Source organism: Escherichia sp. WS1451 (assembly GCF_046487365.1).
Lineage (GTDB): Bacteria > Pseudomonadota > Gammaproteobacteria > Enterobacterales > Enterobacteriaceae > Escherichia > Escherichia coli.
This window is the reverse complement of sequence record NZ_JBJQJP010000009.1, coordinates 77,135-93,261: the sequence shown is the minus strand read 5'-3', so window position 1 is coordinate 93,261 and position 16,127 is coordinate 77,135. Positions and strand designations below refer to the sequence as shown.

18 protein-coding genes are annotated in these 16,127 nt (G+C 44.7%); 13 read left to right on the top strand and 5 right to left on the bottom strand.

What is annotated here, in order from left to right; genetic code table 11:
- Positions 1–26: 26 nt before the first annotated feature.
- From slmA to coaBC, 3 genes are all read right to left on the bottom strand, one after another.
- Positions 27–623, bottom strand: a complete 597-nt coding sequence (gene slmA, locus ACJHX7_RS13460) for a nucleoid occlusion factor SlmA (RefSeq protein WP_000818598.1) — start codon at positions 621–623, stop codon at positions 27–29.
- A 106-nt stretch (positions 624–729) separates the two neighbouring features.
- The gene (gene dut, locus ACJHX7_RS13455; RefSeq protein ID WP_000976070.1) at positions 730–1,188 is read right to left on the bottom strand and encodes a dUTP diphosphatase; all 459 of its coding nucleotides are present in this window, start codon (positions 1,186–1,188) and stop codon (positions 730–732) included.
- On the bottom strand, positions 1,166–2,386 hold the full coding sequence (gene coaBC, locus ACJHX7_RS13450) for a bifunctional phosphopantothenoylcysteine decarboxylase/phosphopantothenate--cysteine ligase CoaBC (protein ID WP_000050139.1): 1,221 nt from the start codon (positions 2,384–2,386) through the stop codon (positions 1,166–1,168). Before coaBC ends, dut begins: the two co-directional genes overlap by 23 nt.
- A gap of 171 nt (positions 2,387–2,557) precedes the next feature.
- Between coaBC and radC the strand changes: the two genes are divergently transcribed.
- The 4 genes from radC (at position 2,558) to mutM (ending at position 4,774) form a co-directional block, all read left to right on the top strand.
- Entirely contained in the window at positions 2,558–3,226 is a 669-nt protein-coding gene (gene radC, locus ACJHX7_RS13445) for a RadC family protein (RefSeq protein WP_001297375.1), read from the top strand.
- A 216-nt stretch (positions 3,227–3,442) separates the two neighbouring features.
- Positions 3,443–3,679, top strand: coding sequence for a 50S ribosomal protein L28 (rpmB, locus tag ACJHX7_RS13440; RefSeq protein WP_000091955.1), 237 nt, complete (start codon positions 3,443–3,445; stop codon positions 3,677–3,679).
- Between the two features lie 20 nt (positions 3,680–3,699).
- Entirely contained in the window at positions 3,700–3,867 is a 168-nt protein-coding gene (gene rpmG, locus ACJHX7_RS13435) for a 50S ribosomal protein L33 (RefSeq protein ID WP_001051798.1), read from the top strand.
- 97 nt (positions 3,868–3,964) lie between these two features.
- On the top strand, positions 3,965–4,774 hold the full coding sequence (mutM, locus tag ACJHX7_RS13430; RefSeq protein ID WP_001114533.1) for a bifunctional DNA-formamidopyrimidine glycosylase/DNA-(apurinic or apyrimidinic site) lyase: 810 nt from the start codon (positions 3,965–3,967) through the stop codon (positions 4,772–4,774).
- 38 nt (positions 4,775–4,812) lie between these two features.
- On the opposite strand, the gene coaD is transcribed toward mutM, so the two are convergent.
- Together coaD and waaA are read right to left on the bottom strand one after the other, a co-directional pair.
- The gene (gene coaD, locus ACJHX7_RS13425; protein WP_001171866.1) at positions 4,813–5,292 is read right to left on the bottom strand and encodes a pantetheine-phosphate adenylyltransferase; all 480 of its coding nucleotides are present in this window, start codon (positions 5,290–5,292) and stop codon (positions 4,813–4,815) included.
- A 7-nt stretch (positions 5,293–5,299) separates the two neighbouring features.
- Complete coding sequence (gene waaA, locus ACJHX7_RS13420) at positions 5,300–6,577, bottom strand: lipid IV(A) 3-deoxy-D-manno-octulosonic acid transferase (RefSeq protein WP_094030274.1); 1,278 nt, start codon at positions 6,575–6,577, stop codon at positions 5,300–5,302.
- A 412-nt stretch (positions 6,578–6,989) separates the two neighbouring features.
- Here waaA and rfaQ point away from each other — a divergent pair, with 412 nt between their 5' ends.
- The 9 genes from rfaQ to ACJHX7_RS13375 all read left to right on the top strand — a co-directional run bounded on the left by rfaQ (position 6,990) and on the right by ACJHX7_RS13375 (position 16,120).
- Positions 6,990–8,048, top strand: a complete 1,059-nt coding sequence (gene rfaQ / locus ACJHX7_RS13415; protein ID WP_000360395.1) for a lipopolysaccharide core heptosyltransferase RfaQ — start codon at positions 6,990–6,992, stop codon at positions 8,046–8,048.
- Positions 8,045–9,169 carry a glycosyltransferase family 4 protein gene (locus ACJHX7_RS13410; RefSeq protein WP_000634231.1) on the top strand — a complete coding sequence of 375 codons (1,125 nt, stop codon included), beginning with the start codon at positions 8,045–8,047 and terminating at the stop codon, positions 9,167–9,169. The genes rfaQ and ACJHX7_RS13410 overlap by 4 nt, the downstream gene beginning before the upstream one ends.
- Positions 9,162–9,959 carry a lipopolysaccharide core heptose(I) kinase RfaP gene (gene rfaP, locus ACJHX7_RS13405; protein ID WP_001330355.1) on the top strand — a complete coding sequence of 266 codons (798 nt, stop codon included), beginning with the start codon at positions 9,162–9,164 and terminating at the stop codon, positions 9,957–9,959. Before ACJHX7_RS13410 ends, rfaP begins: the two co-directional genes overlap by 8 nt.
- 15 nt (positions 9,960–9,974) lie before the next feature.
- Entirely contained in the window at positions 9,975–10,991 is a 1,017-nt protein-coding gene (waaO, locus tag ACJHX7_RS13400) for a lipopolysaccharide 3-alpha-galactosyltransferase (protein ID WP_022646275.1), read from the top strand.
- Positions 10,992–11,007: 16 nt separating this feature from the next.
- Positions 11,008–12,003, top strand: coding sequence for a glycosyltransferase family 8 protein (locus ACJHX7_RS13395; protein WP_001001728.1), 996 nt, complete (start codon positions 11,008–11,010; stop codon positions 12,001–12,003).
- Between the two features lie 9 nt (positions 12,004–12,012).
- On the top strand, positions 12,013–12,705 hold the full coding sequence (rfaY, locus tag ACJHX7_RS13390) for a lipopolysaccharide core heptose(II) kinase RfaY (protein ID WP_000633082.1): 693 nt from the start codon (positions 12,013–12,015) through the stop codon (positions 12,703–12,705).
- Between the two features lie 25 nt (positions 12,706–12,730).
- A complete protein-coding gene (locus ACJHX7_RS13385) occupies positions 12,731–13,759 on the top strand; it encodes a UDP-galactose--(galactosyl) LPS alpha1,2-galactosyltransferase (RefSeq protein WP_000364800.1) in 1,029 nt (342 codons plus the stop codon).
- Between the two features lie 78 nt (positions 13,760–13,837).
- Positions 13,838–14,821: a glycosyltransferase family 2 protein gene (locus ACJHX7_RS13380; RefSeq protein WP_060588562.1), complete on the top strand. Its 984-nt coding sequence runs from the start codon at positions 13,838–13,840 to the stop codon at positions 14,819–14,821.
- A 45-nt stretch (positions 14,822–14,866) separates the two neighbouring features.
- A complete protein-coding gene (locus ACJHX7_RS13375) occupies positions 14,867–16,120 on the top strand; it encodes an O-antigen ligase family protein (RefSeq protein WP_060588561.1) in 1,254 nt (417 codons plus the stop codon).
- The last annotated feature ends 7 nt before the right edge of the window (positions 16,121–16,127 follow it).

Sequence of the window (16,127 nt, the reverse complement as noted above, 5' to 3'; positions counted from 1 at the left end):
CGGATGAAAAGTCATCCGGCGTCATATTACTGCAACTGTGCGGCAATTAGCGGCCAGCGGGCGTCAAAATCATCCGTCGGGCGGTATTTAAACTCGCTGCGGACAAAACGTGACAGCATACCTTCACAGAAGGCCAGGATCTGGCTTGCCAGCAGGGTTTCATCCGTCGCGTAGCCTTCGCCCTCACGCATTCTCTTTTCGCGCAATACCTGACGCAACTGCGCTTCAATACGCTCGAATAGCTGGTTGATGCGCCCTTGCAGGCGATCCTGTTCAAACATTAGCGCATGACCAGTGAGGATGCGGGTCAGGCCAGGATTACGCTCACCAAAACCGAGAAGCAGCAACACAATCAGACGCAGGCGCGCTGTGGTGTCCTTCTCATCTTTCAGAATCAGATTGATGCGAGTAATCAGGCTATCTTCGATAAACTCAATCAGGCTATCGAACATGCGGGTCTTACTGGGGAAGTGGCGATACAGTGCCGCTTCGGAAACGCCGACAGAGGCGGCCAGTTTTGCCGTCGTGATACGTTGGCTTCCATCGCTGGATTCCAGCATCAGCGCCAGAGACTGAAGTATTTCCTCGCGACGGTTCCTTTTCGCAGTTTGTTTTTCTGCCATGTTACAAAATACCCCTGAAAATAAGCACTTGCCAGGCGGCACCCACGCTATGACCGCAAACGAAATGTTTGCGGCTATGTTATGACGTTATTCGGATGCGTATGTGTTACTGACGACCAGAGTGACCAAAGCCGCCTTCACCGCGGTCGGTGGCGTCGAAATCTTCCACCAGATTAAATTCAGCCTGTACTACCGGAACAAAAATCATCTGGGCGATGCGTTCGCCTGGTTGAATGGTGAAGCTGTCCTGACCACGGTTCCACACGGAAATCATCAACTGGCCCTGATAGTCAGAATCGATCAATCCTACCAGGTTACCAAGCACGATACCGTGCTTATGTCCCAATCCGGAGCGCGGCAGCATCATTGCCGCCAGTGAAGGATCGGCAATATGAATCGCCAGCCCGGTCGGAACCAGCGTAGTGTCACCCGGAGCCAGTTCTACGGCGTCGTCGAGACAGGCACGCAGGTCAAGTCCGGCAGAGCCAGAGGTGGCATAAGTCGGGAGCGGAAATTCCTTCCCAACGCGCGGGTCCAGAATCTTAACGTCGATTTTTTTCATCATAACGGGTCACGATCTCGTCGAGTAATAATTGGCCAAGGAGCTCTTTGCGCTCAAGCGGTAAGACTTTATCTCCGTCCTGCCAGAAAAGGTGTAATGCGTTGTTGTCGCTGTTAAATCCTTGAGTTGGCTGGGAAACATCGTTCGCGCAGATCAGATCAAGGTTTTTACGGATACGTTTTTGCCGAGCGTATTCTTCCACATTATTTGTTTCGGCGGCAAATCCAACGACGTAGGGTCGATGGTCTTTTAGTGCGGCAACGCCTGCGACGATATCGGGGTTTTTAACCATTTTTATTGTTAATTCATCACCCTGCGTGGCCTGCTTTTTGATTTTTTCTGGGGCCACGGTAGCTGCGCGATAATCCGCCACGGCGGCGCAACCGATAAAAATATTTTGCTGCTGTACAGATGCATTCACGGCGGCTTCCATTTCCAGCGCGGTCATCACATCAACACGTTTAACAAACGGTGGCGTCGGTAGCGAAACCGGACCTGATACCAGCGTGACGTTCGCGCCACGACGGGCAGCGGCGGCGGCGATAGCAAAACCCATCTTGCCGGAGCTGTGATTAGAGATATAACGCACCGGATCGAGCGGTTCACGCGTCGGGCCGGCGGTAATCATAATGTTCAGATGTTTCAGGTCGTTGACGGGCGAAAAATGCGCCACCGCCATATCCACAATGGTTAACGGATCGAGCATTCGCCCAGGGCCGATATCACCACAAGCCTGACTGCCACTGTCTGGCCCCCAGATGAGCAAACCACGGGAAGCAAGTACCTCTAAATTATGCTGCGTGGCGGCGGCACGGTACATCTGCTGGTTCATGGCGGGGAGCACGGCTACAGGCGCAGGTGTGGCCAGACAAATCGTCGATACCAGATCATTCGCCATTCCGGCAGCAACACGGGCAATCAAATCTGCCGTGGCAGGGGCGAGAATCACTAAATCAGCCCATTTACCCAGCTCAATATGGCCCATAGCGGCTTCGGCTGCCGGGTCCAGCAGACTGTCGGAAACGGGATAACCAGAAACCGCCTGCAAGCTAAGTGGGGTGATAAAGGCTTTTGCCGCTTCGGTCATGGCTACGCGGACGTCGGCCCCGCGATCGCGCAAACGACGCACCAGTTCAGGGGTTTTATAGGCAGCAATACCGCCGCTGACGCCGAGAACGATTTTTTTACCGGCCAGGCTCATGATGATTTTTCCTGTTGGGTGACACCAGAAGTTGGCGATTTTATCACAATACTTTTGTTGTCGTGCCTTCACCTGAGAATCACTTTGCGAGGCGCTTTCCAGGATTGAAAACTGGCCGTCGATTTAACGGAACGGCTATGACAGGATGCGAGCACCACAAAGGAGGTGAAGGTGAAAAACAATGCACAGCTGTTGATGCCGCGCGAAAAAATGCTGAAGTTTGGTATTAGCGCCTTAACGGATGTCGAGCTGCTGGCGCTATTTCTGCGTACCGGAACGCGCGGTAAAGATGTATTAACCCTGGCAAAAGAGATGCTGGAGAATTTCGGCTCTCTTTATGGCTTGTTAACCTCTGAATATGAACAGTTTAGTGGCGTTCATGGAATTGGCGTGGCGAAATTCGCCCAGTTAAAGGGGATTGCCGAACTGGCGCGGCGTTACTACAACGTGCGGATGCGTGAAGAAAGCCCTTTACTCAGCCCGGAGATGACGAGGGAATTTTTACAAAGCCAGCTTACGGGCGAGGAGCGGGAGATCTTTATGGTGATCTTTCTCGACTCACAACACCGGGTTATAACGCATAGCCGTCTTTTTTCCGGCACGCTAAACCATGTTGAAGTCCATCCTCGGGAAATTATCCGCGAAGCGATAAAAATAAATGCCTCGGCGCTGATCCTTGCACATAATCACCCTTCGGGTTGTGCTGAACCCAGTAAAGCGGATAAACTCATTACTGAACGGATAATAAAGAGTTGTCAGTTCATGGATTTACGCGTGCTCGACCATATCGTGATTGGGCGTGGAGAGTATGTTTCTTTTGCCGAACGCGGCTGGATTTAACCCGCTATGCGCGATCCTTCGGGATCTTTGTCTGTTCGGGACTTGAGCACATCGCTGAGTCAGCGTATACTACGCCACCTTTGAGAATCTCGGGTTTGGCATTTGGGCCTGGCAATCGAGAGTTCACATAGAACTGCGATGACCGGGCTGTAAAGCCTGACGAGGCGCCAATACCCCATACGAAGCTCGAGCTAATTTGATTTTTGGAGAATAGACATGTCCCGAGTCTGCCAAGTTACTGGCAAGCGTCCGGTGACCGGTAACAACCGTTCCCACGCACTGAACGCGACTAAACGCCGTTTCCTGCCGAACCTGCACTCTCACCGTTTCTGGGTTGAGAGCGAGAAGCGTTTTGTCACCCTGCGCGTATCTGCTAAAGGTATGCGTGTAATCGATAAAAAAGGCATCGATACAGTTCTGGCTGAACTGCGTGCCCGTGGCGAAAAGTACTAAGTACTTAGAGGAAATAAATCATGGCTAAAGGTATTCGTGAGAAAATCAAGCTGGTTTCTTCTGCTGGTACTGGTCACTTCTATACCACTACGAAGAACAAACGTACTAAGCCGGAAAAACTGGAACTGAAAAAATTCGATCCAGTTGTTCGCCAGCACGTGATCTACAAAGAAGCGAAAATCAAATAATTCTCGCTTTGATGTAACGAAAAACCTCGCTCCGGCGGGGTTTTTTGTTATCTGCTTGCCCCCATATTGACTGCATCTGTTCATTCCTGGAGATGCTATGCCTGAATTACCCGAAGTTGAAACCAGCCGTCGCGGCATAGAACCGCATCTCGTTGGTGCAACCATTCTTCATGCGGTGGTGCGCAACGGACGCTTGCGCTGGCCGGTTTCAGAAGAGATCTACCGTTTAAGCGACCAACCAGTGCTTAGCGTGCAGCGGCGGGCTAAATATCTGCTGCTGGAGCTGCCTGAGGGCTGGATTATCATTCATTTGGGGATGTCTGGCAGCCTGCGCATCCTTCCAGAAGAACTTCCCCCTGAAAAGCATGACCATGTTGATTTGGTGATGAGCAACGGTAAAGTGCTGCGCTACACCGATCCGCGCCGCTTTGGTGCCTGGCTGTGGACCAAAGAGCTGGAAGGGCACAACGTGCTGGCCCATCTTGGACCGGAGCCGCTTAGCGACGATTTCAACGGTGAGTACCTGCATCAGAAGTGCGCGAAGAAAAAAACGGCGATTAAACCATGGCTGATGGATAACAAGCTGGTGGTAGGGGTAGGGAATATCTATGCCAGCGAATCTCTGTTTGCTGCGGGGATCCATCCGGATCGGCTGGCGTCATCACTGTCGCTGGCAGAGTGTGAATTGTTAGCTCGGGTGATTAAAGCGGTGTTGCTGCGTTCGATTGAGCAGGGTGGTACAACTCTGAAAGATTTTCTGCAAAGTGATGGTAAACCGGGCTATTTCGCGCAGGAATTGCAGGTTTACGGGCGAAAAGGCGAGCCGTGTCGGGTGTGCGGTACGCCAATTGTGGCGACTAAACATGCGCAGCGGGCAACGTTTTATTGTCGGCAGTGCCAGAAGTAATTGATGCGAGCCGGATGGCATACCATCCGGCATAAACGCTACGCTAACTTCGCCATCAGCGCCTGATGGACATTCTCCGGCAGGAAATGTGTGACATCGCCCTGATGGCGCGCCACCTCTTTCACCAACGATGAAGAGATAAACGACCACTCTTTCGACGGCATCAGAAACACACTTTCCAGTTCCGGCATTAAGTGGCGATTCATATGCGCCAGCTGCATTTCATATTCAAAATCCGCCACCGCACGCAGGCCACGAATCAGCACCGTAGCGTGTTGATTCCGGGCGAAGTTCGCCATCAAATCACTAAACCCGACCACTTCCACGTTCCCCAGATGCGCGGTTGCCTGCTGTGCCAGCGCCACACGCTCTTCCAGAGTAAACATCGGTTTTTTACTGGGGCTGGCAGCAATCGCCAGAATAACGTGATCGAACATTTGCGTGGCGCGCGTCACGATATCGATATGACCATTGGTAATGGGATCGAAAGTACCCGGATAAATCGCCCGTTTTTGCATAACAACCTCAATGCGTTTTCGGTGGCAGATAAGGTTCCAGCAGTTGAAGCAGACGCTGTAGCGCGCCCTGGTTTTGATACAGTACTTCAACGGCATGACGGCCATAGAAACTACGGTAATCGGCGTCGGTGAGTAAAGAGGAAACCTCTTTTGCAAGCGACGTGGCATCGGTAACGGTAATCAGCCCGCTTGCCTGCTCCAGCCGCGCGCAAATGTCTTTAAAGTTAAAAGTATGCGGCCCCATCAATACCGGAATAGCGTGTGCGGCAGCTTCCAGCGGATTATGCCCACCACGTTCAACCAGTGAACCGCCAACAAAGGCGAGATCGGCAATGCCATACAGTAACATCAACTCGCCCATCGTATCGCCAACCACAACCTGCGTGCTGGTGGAGGGGACTTCCCCTGAAGATCGTGTGATATAGCTTAGTCCAGCCTGGCGGACAAGGTTAATCGCATCCGGGAAGCGTTCCGGATGACGGGGTACCAGGATGAGCAATAAATTCGGGAATTGCTGTAACAATGCCTGATGTGCGGCGATCACCACACTCTCTTCGCCTTCATGAGTGCTGGTGGCAATCCATACCGGGCGGTGTGGTGCCCACTGGAGGCGCAGCGTCACGGCTTTAGCAGCCAACTGCGGCGTTACAGAAATATCGAATTTCAGGCTACCGGTAACGGTCACCTGATTATTTTTTGCGCCCAGCGCCACAAAACGTGCACCATCTTCTTCATTTTGGGCGGCAATCAGCGTAATACGACGCAGCAAGCGGCGGACGAATTTACCCAGTTTGGCATAACCTGCGGCCGAGCGGGCAGAGAGTCGCGCGTTAGCGATCACCAGCGGAATTTTACGTTTATGTAGCGCCGCAATCAGGTTAGGCCATAGTTCGGTTTCCATAATCAACACCAGTTTAGGGTCGACTTTATTCAGGAAACGGTTGAGTGCATCGGGCAGGTCATACGGCAGATAAACGTGCTGAACATCCTTCCCGAAAGCCGATTGTACGCGCTCCGAACCGGTTGGAGTCATGGTTGTTACGGTAATCGGTAAATCAGGATAACGATGACGCAGTGCGCGCACCAACGGGATCGCCGCCAGAGTTTCACCGACGGAGACGGAGTGCAGCATAATGCCGCCTGGTTTTAGCGGATAGCGGTAAAAACCGTAACGTTCACCCCAGCGTTTTCGATAGGCCGGAGCCTTACGTCCGCGCACCCAGAGCCGTATCCAGATCAGCGGCTGAATAAGGTAGAGAAGGGCGGTGTAAAGCAATTCGAGCATAGTAAATAGCTGACTTATGGATGTGCTGGGGATTCTATGTATTTAGCTGTGGCTTTACCATTACTTTTCCCGTTTTTGACTTAAATAGCAATTTACCCGCCAATTCTTGCTGAACATCTATACTTTTTTTGTATTTTTATGCGATTCATTGATTTCTGCAGTACGTGCAGGAAGGAATCGCAGAGCAACAGTAAAAGAATATGGTTGCTAATGATTTTATTTGATTGATTTCTTTATTGAAAATCAACAATGTGCTTAAAAATCATTCGGGTCGGATTGCCGCGAAAGAAGTGATACACTAGCGCGTCAATATCAGTGCGGTATCAGTATTCAGGTAGCTGTTGAGCCTGGGGCGGTAGCGTGCTTTTTCTGCTTCACCTTAATCGGATAATCTCAACAAAAAGAGTTACTTGTGGATAAGCCATTTCGAAGAATTTTGCTCATTAAGATGCGTTTTCATGGGGATATGTTATTAACTACTCCCGTCATTAGTTCGCTGAAAAAAAATTACCCTGACGCAAAAATCGATGTGCTGCTTTATCAGGACACCATCCCGATCCTGTCTGAAAATCCAGAGATTAACGCGCTCTACGGCATAAAAAATAAAAAAGCAAAAGCCTCAGAAAAAATTGCCAACTTTTTCCATCTCATCAAGATATTACGTGCCAATAAGTATGACCTTATCGTTAATCTTACCGATCAATGGATGGTTGCTATACTGGTTCGCTTATTAAATGCCCGTGTGAAAATTTCCCAGGATTATCATCATCGGCAGTCTGCTTTTTGGCGTAATAGTTTCACTCATTTGGTGCCGTTGCAGGGTGGAAATGTGGTGGAAAGTAACTTATCCGTGCTGACGCCATTGGGACTTGAATCGTTGGTGAAGCAGACAACCATGAGTTACCCGCCTGCAAGCTGGAAACGTATGCGTCGCGAACTTGATCACGCTGGTGTTGGACAAAATTATGTGGTTATCCAACCTACGGCGCGGCAAATCTTCAAATGCTGGGACAACGCCAAGTTTTCCGCTGTGATTGATGCCTTACATGCTCGTGGTTATGAAGTCGTTCTGACTTCCGGCCCAGATAAAGACGATCTGGCCTGCGTCAATGAAATTGCCCAGGGATGCCAGACGCCACCAGTAACGGCGCTGGCCGGAAAGGTGACCTTCCCGGAACTTGGTGCGTTAATCGATCATGCGCAGCTGTTTATTGGCGTTGATTCCGCACCGGCGCATATTGCCGCTGCAGTTAATACGCCGCTGATATCGCTGTTTGGTGCGACAGACCATATTTTCTGGCGTCCCTGGTCAAATAACATGATTCAATTCTGGGCGGGAGATTACCGGGAAATGCCAACGCGCGATCAGCGTGACCGAAATGAGATGTATCTTTCGGTTATTCCGGCGGCAGATGTCATTGCTGCTGTCGATAAATTACTGCCCTCCTCCACGACAGGTACGTCGTTATGATCGTTGCTTTTTGTTTATATAAATATTTTCCCTTTGGCGGTTTGCAGCGCGATTTTATGCGCATTGCTCAGACAGTCGCCGCCCGAGGTCATCATGTTCGGGTTTATGCCCAGTCGTGGGAAGGCGAATGCCCTGATGTATTTGAACTGATCAAAGTGCCGGTTAAATCGCATACCAATCACGGGCGCAATGCGGAGTATTTTGCCTGGGTGCAAAAACATTTACGTGAACATCCCGTCGATAGAGTCGTTGGATTCAACAAAATGCCGGGGCTGGACGTTTATTATGCCGCTGATGTTTGTTATGCCGAGAAAGTAGCGCAGGAGAAAGGCTTTTTCTATCGCCTGACGTCACGTTATCGCCATTATGCCGCCTTTGAGCGGGCAACCTTCGAACAGGGCAAGCCGACACAGCTGCTGATGCTGACAGATAAGCAAATCGCCGATTTCCAGAAACATTATCAGACTGAAGCGGAGCGTTTTCATATTCTGCCACCGGGGATTTATCCTGATCGTAAATATAGTCAGCAACCAGCGAATAGCCGTGAAATCTTCCGTAAGAAGAATGGAATAACCGAACAACAATATTTATTGTTGCAGGTCGGTTCAGACTTCACGCGTAAAGGTGTCGATCGTTCCATTGAAGCACTTGCTTCGTTACCGGATTCGCTGCGCCACAACACATTACTATATGTTGTTGGGCAGGATAAACCGCGAAAATTTGAGGCGCTGGCAGAAAAACGCGGCGTGCGCAGTAATGTTCACTTCTTCTCGGGGCGCAACGATGTCTCGGAATTAATGGCGGCGGCGGATTTATTACTTCATCCTGCCTACCAGGAAGCGGCGGGAATTGTGTTGCTGGAAGCGATAACTGCAGGATTACCGGTACTAACAACAGCCGTTTGTGGCTATGCGCATTATATTGTCGACGCCAATTGCGGCGAGGCTATTGCTGAGCCATTCCGCCAGGAAACATTGAATGAGATTTTACGCAAAGCGTTAACGCAATCTTCATTGCGCCAGGCCTGGGCGGAAAATGCGCGACATTATGCTGATACACAAGATTTATACAGTCTGCCAGAGAAAGCGGCGGACATCATAACGGGTGGTCTGGATGGTTGAACTTAAAGAGCCGTTTGCCACGTTATGGCGCGGTAAAGATCCTTTTGAGGAAGTTAAAATCTTGCAGGGTGAGGTATTTCGTGAACTGGAAACTCGCCGCACTCTGCGCTTTGAAATGGCGGGCAAAAGCTATTTTCTCAAATGGCATCGCGGCACGACCCTGAAAGAGATAATCAAAAATTTACTCTCATTGCGGATGCCAGTATTAGGCGCAGACCGCGAATGGAATGCGATTCATCGACTGCGGGATGTCGGCGTTGATACTATGTATGGGGTGGCATTCGGCGAAAAAGGCATTAATCCGCTGACCAGAACCTCGTTTATTATTACCGAAGATCTGACACCAACCATCAGTCTGGAAGATTACTGTGCTGACTGGGCGACCAACCCACCAGATGTTCGCGTAAAGCGTATGCTTATTAAGCGTGTCGCGACGATGGTGCGCGATATGCATGCTGCGGGCATTAACCACCGTGACTGTTATATCTGTCATTTCCTGCTGCACTTGCCTTTTTCCGGTAAGGAAGAGGAGTTAAAAATTTCAGTAATTGACCTGCACCGGGCGCAGCTTCGCACGCGCGTTCCACGTCGTTGGCGCGATAAAGATCTTATTGGGCTTTATTTTTCTTCGATGAATATCGGCCTGACTCAGCGGGATATCTGGCGGTTTATGAAAGTGTATTTTGTCGCCCCGCTTAAAGACATTCTCAAGCAGGAACAAGGGCTGCTGTCGCAAGCAGAAGAAAAAGCCACAAAAATCAGGGAAAGAACGATTCGAAAATCGTTGTAATTTCCGGAGAGAAATATGAGTGCCCACTATTTTAATCCACAAGAGATGATCAATAAGACAATCATCTTCGATGAAAGGCCAGCGGCGTCAGTGGCATCATCATTCCATGTTGCTTATGGCATTGATAAAAACTTTCTTTTTGGTTGTGGTGTTTCAATCACGTCAGTTTTGTTACATAACAACGACGTGAGTTTTGTTTTCCACGTTTTTATTGATGATATCCCTGAAGCCGATATCCAGCGTTTAGCCCAATTGGCGAAAAGCTATCGTACCTGTATCCAGATCCATCTGGTAAATTGTGAACGGCTTAAGGCATTACCGACGACCAAAAATTGGTCTATTGCCATGTATTTCCGTTTTGTAATTGCAGATTACTTTATTGATCAACAAGATAAGATCCTTTACCTGGATGCTGATATCGCCTGTCAGGGAAACTTAAAGCCGCTGATAACAATGGATCTTGCCAATAACGTTGCTGCTGTTGTTACTGAACGCGATGCTAACTGGTGGTCGTTACGGGGTCAAAGTCTGCAGTGTAATGAACTTGAAAAGGGTTACTTTAATTCAGGTGTCCTGTTAATTAATACACTAGCGTGGGCGCAGGAGTCCGTTTCTGCTAAAGCGATGTCGATGCTTGCTGATAAAGCCATCGTTTCCCGTTTAACCTATATGGATCAAGATATCCTTAATCTTATCCTGTTAGGGAAAGTTAAACTCATTGATGCTAAATACAATACGCAGTTTAGTTTAAATTATGAATTAAAAAAATCATTTGTTTGTCCAATTAATGATGAAACCGTATTAATTCATTATGTCGGCCCGACAAAACCCTGGCATTACTGGGCCGGTTATCCAAGTGCGCAACCTTTTATCAAAGCCAAAGAAGCATCGCCCTGGAAAAATGAACCGTTAATGCGGCCAGTTAACTCAAACTATGCTCGTTATTGCGCGAAGCATAATTTTAAACAAAATAAACCAATTAACGGGATAATGAATTATATTTATTATTTTTATTTAAAGATAATAAAATGAAATTGAGAAAAGTTAAATGAATGAATTTATAAAAGAACGGTTTTCGTATTTAGCAGATAATAAAAAAGAAAACGCCCCAGAGCTAAATGTTTCCTACGGTATCGATAAGAATTTTTTGTATGGTGCTGGCGTTTCAATTTCTTCCGTTTTGATTAATAATTCAGATATTAATTTTGTCTTTCATGTTTTCACTGATTATGTGGATGATGATTATTTAAAGTCATTTAATGAAACAGCAAAACAATTTAATACCTCAATTATTGTATATTTAATTGACCCCAAATACTTTGCTGATCTGCCGACGTCACAGTTTTGGTCGTACGCGACATACTTCAGGGTATTGTCCTTTGAATATCTGAGTGAAAGTATTTCCACACTGCTGTATCTGGATGCCGATGTCGTTTGTAAAGGAAGTCTGAAACCTCTCACAAAAATTATATTTAAAGATGAGTTTGCTGCGGTTATTCCTGACAATGATAGTACTCAGGCGGCATGTGCAAAACGTCTTAACATTCCCGAAATGAATGGACGTTATTTCAATGCAGGCGTTATCTATGTCAATCTTAAAAAATGGCATGAAGCAAATTTGACACCGTATTTACTCACGCTTTTACGAGGGGAAACTAAATATGGCTCTCTTAAATATTTAGATCAGGATGCGTTGAATATCGCATTTAATATGAATAATATCTACCTCGCGAAGGATTTTGATACTATTTATACCCTGAAAAACGAACTTCATGATCGTAGTCATCGAAAGTATCAGCAAACCATTACAGATAAAACAGTATTGATTCACTATACAGGGATAACTAAACCATGGCATAGCTGGGCTGGATATCCGTCTGCATCATACTTTAATATCGCGCGTGAACAATCTCCCTGGAAGAAATATCCTCTTAAAGAGGCGCGGACTGTTGCAGAAATGCAGAAACAATATAAGCATCTGTTTGCCCATGGTGAGTATATTAAAGGTATAACTTCATTAATTAAGTACAAGCTTAAGAAATAAATTACTCTTATGATTACAAGTATACGCTATCGCGGCTTCTCATTTTATTACAAAGATAACGATAATAAATATAAAGAAATCTTTGATGAAATACTGGCCTATAATTTTAAAACAGTAAAAGTATTACGTAATATTGATGATACCAAAGTATCGTTGATTGATACGAAATATGGTCGCTATGTTTTTAAAGTCTTTGCCCCGAAAACGAAAAGGAATGAACGTTTTTTAAAATCTTTTGTAAAAGGTGACTACTATCAGAATTTGATCGTTGAAACCGATCGTGTCAGAAGTGCAGGTCTTACTTTTCCTAATGATTTTTATTTTCTGGCTGAGCGTAAAATTTTCAACTATGCCAGTGTTTTTATCATGCTTATCGAGTATGTCGAGGGCGTAGAGCTCAATGATATGCCGATTATTCCAGAAGATGTTAAAGCAGAAATTAAGGCTTCAATGGAAAAATTGCATGCCTTAAATATGCTATCGGGCGACCCACACCGGGGTAACTTTATCGTTAGTAAAGATGGTGTCAGGATAATTGACCTATCCGGTAAAAGCTGTACGGCAGAGCGGAAAGCCCGTGATCGTCTGGCCATGGAACGTCACCTGGGTATTGCCAACGAAATAAAAGATTATGGCTACTATTCAGTAATCTACAGAACCAAACTACGCAAATTTATTAAAAAATTAAAAGGCAAAGCGTAAACCACACAGTCAAAACGGAACCAACATGGATTTATTAGCTGAGAGTATTACTGAAGTCGCTGTCTCTGGGGAAATTGCTAACACCGATCGTGTGTTAAATATCGCTTACGGTATTGACCGCAACTTTTTATTTGGTGCGGCAGTATCTATGCAATCAGTTGTTATGCATAACCCGGACCTTGCGGTTAAGTTTCATCTCTTTACTGACTACATTGATGAAGATTATCTACAACGTGTTAATGCTTTTACCAGCAAAAATGCTAACGTTGAAGTAAGAATTTATAAAGTATCCAGTGCCTTTATTGATATCTTCCCCAGCCTGAAACAGTGGTCTTATGCAACATTCTTCCGTTTAGTTGCGTTCCAGTATCTGAGTGAAACTATTGAAAATCTGTTATATATCGATGCAGATGTCATCTGTAAAGGCTCATTAGCTGGATTGCTTGATATTAATTTTGATGGCGATAAGTTCGCAGCTGTTATTAAAGATGTGCCTTTTATGCAGGAAAAACCAGCGAAGCGTCTGGCTATAGAGGGACTTCCAGGGAATTATTTCAACGCCGGTGTAGTATATCTGCAGCTTGAAGCATGGGCGAAAAATGATTTTATGAATAAAGCCATTGCTATGCTGGCAAGTGACCCGCAGCACACGAAATATAAATGCCTTGATCAGGATATTTTAAATATTCTGTTCTTTGGTCATTGTATTTTTATTAGCGGCGATTATGATTGCTTTTATGGCATTGACTATGAGTTAAAAAATAAAAGCGATGAAGATTATAAAAAGACCATTACCGATGATACTAAGCTGATTCATTATGTTGGCGTAACGAAGCCCTGGAACGACTGGACGAATTATCCCTGCCAGAAGTATTTTAATGAGGCTTATCAGGCTTCTTGCTGGAATGATGTGGCGTTTATTCCAGCCACGAATGAAAAGCAGTATCAAGTGAAATACCAACATGCAAAGAAAAATGGTGATACGTTTAACGCTTTTATTTACTTCATTAAATTCAAATTAAATAAGTATAAAAGAAAACTATTTGGGCAATAAAAATCATGGATGTCTGAGATACAATAATAATTAAGGATGAGTACTATCATATTTTATTAGTTCAGGCAAGAGAACACGATGAGCAATGATTACCCTTTAGTGTCCATAATAATACCGACGTATAATTCATCTGATTACATTACTGAAACTCTAACGAAATTAGAAAAACAAACTTACCCAAATTTTGAAATTGTTATTGTTAATGATGGTTCTAAAGATAACACATCAAATGTTTTGAGAGAGTATGGGTTAACCCACTCTCGATTAATTATTATCAATAAAGAAAATGGCGGCGTTTCGTCTGCCAGGAATACAGGTATCCGCAAGGCGCAAGGACAGTTTATATGTTTTATGGATGATGATGATGAGATAGATCCTAACTATCTGCTGAAGATGTATTCCAGACAACATGAGACGGGAGGGGATGCGATTTATTGTGGGCTTTATGGACATCATATAAAAAATGGTGTTACTTACTCACCTATAAATACAGAGTTTAATGAAGGGTCTTTACTTTTCGATTTTTTTTATAAAAAGGTCAGATTCCATATAGGGTGCTTGTTTATAAGAAAACAACTCCTGGAAGATAATAATCTTTTTTTTGATGAAGATTTACGACTAGGAGAAGATCTGGATTTTATCTATCGACTGCTAATTACATGCGATATGTATGCGGTTCCATATTATATGTATAAGCATAACTATAGAGAAAATTCCTTAATGAACTCATGTAGAACCATCATTCATTATCGACATGAGTCATTTGCGCACGAAAGAATCTACTCTTCTGTGATGCAGTTATACAAAGGTAACCGGAAAGAAGAAATTCATACATTATTGAGTAAAAATAGAACTTATCATAAAACTCGTTATTTATGGAATGTTCTACTTAATGGCGATTTTGAATTATTAAATCAATTAGTTGAAAGCAATGAAAAAGAATTGAAAGATTGTAATCTTCTTGGCAAGAGAGATAAGAGGCGAGCAAAAATATTAGCATCAAAAAACTATATTCTCTGGAGGATGGTAAGACTGGTAAATAGAAAAAAGAATAAACGTTAGGTCTTGCATTAAATAACCCATCCTCGTAGCATAGGTTGAAATTATATGTCGTTTTGTTGGAATGAAATTAACTCTGGTGTCAAGTCTTTAATTCTCATATTATGTATGTTGTCTTTAATGACTTTGTCTTTGTGGGATGATGTTGCAACAAAGTTTCTTCATGCAGCTGGAATTATATCTGCATTATATTTTCTAGCGACACCAAAAAAAACAATAACTAATAATCCTACTTTGTTAATTTTCATCTCATTATGTCTTTTGGGTATCGTTAATATCATCTGGTATTCACATTATAAAGTTTCAGGCTCGGTTTATACCAATGCATATCGTGGCCCAATGGAAACTGGAAAAATTGCCTTGTGTAGTGCTTTTATTTTCTTAGTTCTTTTTGCTAAAGATGAGATGAGAACCAAAATAAAATTTGGGAAACTAATTTTGTTCGCATCCTTGGCAACGCAGTTACTTTTTTTTGCGCATGCCATGTGGCAACATTTCTATTTAAACGTCGACCGTGTTGCATTATCAGCTTCCCACGCTACAACAGCAGGCTACATCATCCTTTTCCCTTCTTTACTGGCATCAATTCTCATTTTAAAATCCGACTTTAGACATAAAACAACATTATATACAATTAACTTCATGCTTAGCTTATGTGCTGTTATAGTAACTGAAACGCGTGCAGCCATATTAGTGTTTCCATTCTTTGCGTTACTATTAATCGTAATGGATAGTTATATTAATAAGCGAATTAATTATAAGTTATATTGTTTTATTGCGATTGCATTATTAGCAGGTATGTTTTCTTTTAAAGATACATTACTTACGAGAATGAATGACTTAAATAGGGATTTAGTTAATTATTCGCATGATAATACCAGAACTTCGGTCGGTGCCCGTCTGGCAATGTATGAAGTTGGTTTAAAAACATATTCTCCAATAGGACAATCACTGGAAAAACGTGCGGAAAAAATACATGAACTAGAAGAAAAAGAGCCTAGATTAAGTGGCGCTTTACCCTATGTAGATTCTCATTTACATAACGATCTCATAGATACGTTATCAACGCGTGGCATTCCTGGAGTAGTATTAACAATTTTAGCCTTTTCAGCAATACTCATATATGCCTTAAGAACTGCAAAAGAACCTTATATTTTAATCTTACTTTTTTCACTACTGGTAGTAGGCCTAAGTGATGTAATACTCTTTTCTAAACCGGTTCCGACTGCTGTGTTTGTCACCATAATATTGCTTTGTGCTTATTTTAAAGCACAATCAGACCAATGTTTATTAGAGAAGTAATGAATAT

What these genes read in the sequence shown, in the direction of transcription:
- rpmB (WP_000091955.1), top strand. Translation starts at nt 3,443, where the DNA reads ATGTCCCGAGTCTGCCAAGTTACTGGCAAGCGTCCGGTGACCGGTAAC.
- rpmG (WP_001051798.1), top strand. Translation starts at nt 3,700, where the DNA reads ATGGCTAAAGGTATTCGTGAGAAAATCAAGCTGGTTTCTTCTGCTGGT.
- rfaP (WP_001330355.1), top strand. Translation starts at nt 9,162, where the DNA reads ATGGTTGAACTTAAAGAGCCGTTTGCCACGTTATGGCGCGGTAAAGAT.
- mutM (WP_001114533.1), top strand. Translation starts at nt 3,965, where the DNA reads ATGCCTGAATTACCCGAAGTTGAAACCAGCCGTCGCGGCATAGAACCG.
- waaO (WP_022646275.1), top strand. Translation starts at nt 9,975, where the DNA reads ATGAGTGCCCACTATTTTAATCCACAAGAGATGATCAATAAGACAATC.
- dut (WP_000976070.1), bottom strand. Translation starts at nt 1,188, where the DNA reads ATGATGAAAAAAATCGACGTTAAGATTCTGGACCCGCGCGTTGGGAAG.
- ACJHX7_RS13375 (WP_060588561.1), top strand. Translation starts at nt 14,867, where the DNA reads ATGTCGTTTTGTTGGAATGAAATTAACTCTGGTGTCAAGTCTTTAATT.
- coaBC (WP_000050139.1), bottom strand. Translation starts at nt 2,386, where the DNA reads ATGAGCCTGGCCGGTAAAAAAATCGTTCTCGGCGTCAGCGGCGGTATT.
- coaD (WP_001171866.1), bottom strand. Translation starts at nt 5,292, where the DNA reads ATGCAAAAACGGGCGATTTATCCGGGTACTTTCGATCCCATTACCAAT.
- ACJHX7_RS13380 (WP_060588562.1), top strand. Translation starts at nt 13,838, where the DNA reads ATGAGCAATGATTACCCTTTAGTGTCCATAATAATACCGACGTATAAT.
- ACJHX7_RS13410 (WP_000634231.1), top strand. Translation starts at nt 8,045, where the DNA reads ATGATCGTTGCTTTTTGTTTATATAAATATTTTCCCTTTGGCGGTTTG.
- waaA (WP_094030274.1), bottom strand. Translation starts at nt 6,577, where the DNA reads ATGCTCGAATTGCTTTACACCGCCCTTCTCTACCTTATTCAGCCGCTG.
- ACJHX7_RS13395 (WP_001001728.1), top strand. Translation starts at nt 11,008, where the DNA reads ATGAATGAATTTATAAAAGAACGGTTTTCGTATTTAGCAGATAATAAA.
- ACJHX7_RS13385 (WP_000364800.1), top strand. Translation starts at nt 12,731, where the DNA reads ATGGATTTATTAGCTGAGAGTATTACTGAAGTCGCTGTCTCTGGGGAA.
- rfaY (WP_000633082.1), top strand. Translation starts at nt 12,013, where the DNA reads ATGATTACAAGTATACGCTATCGCGGCTTCTCATTTTATTACAAAGAT.
- slmA (WP_000818598.1), bottom strand. Translation starts at nt 623, where the DNA reads ATGGCAGAAAAACAAACTGCGAAAAGGAACCGTCGCGAGGAAATACTT.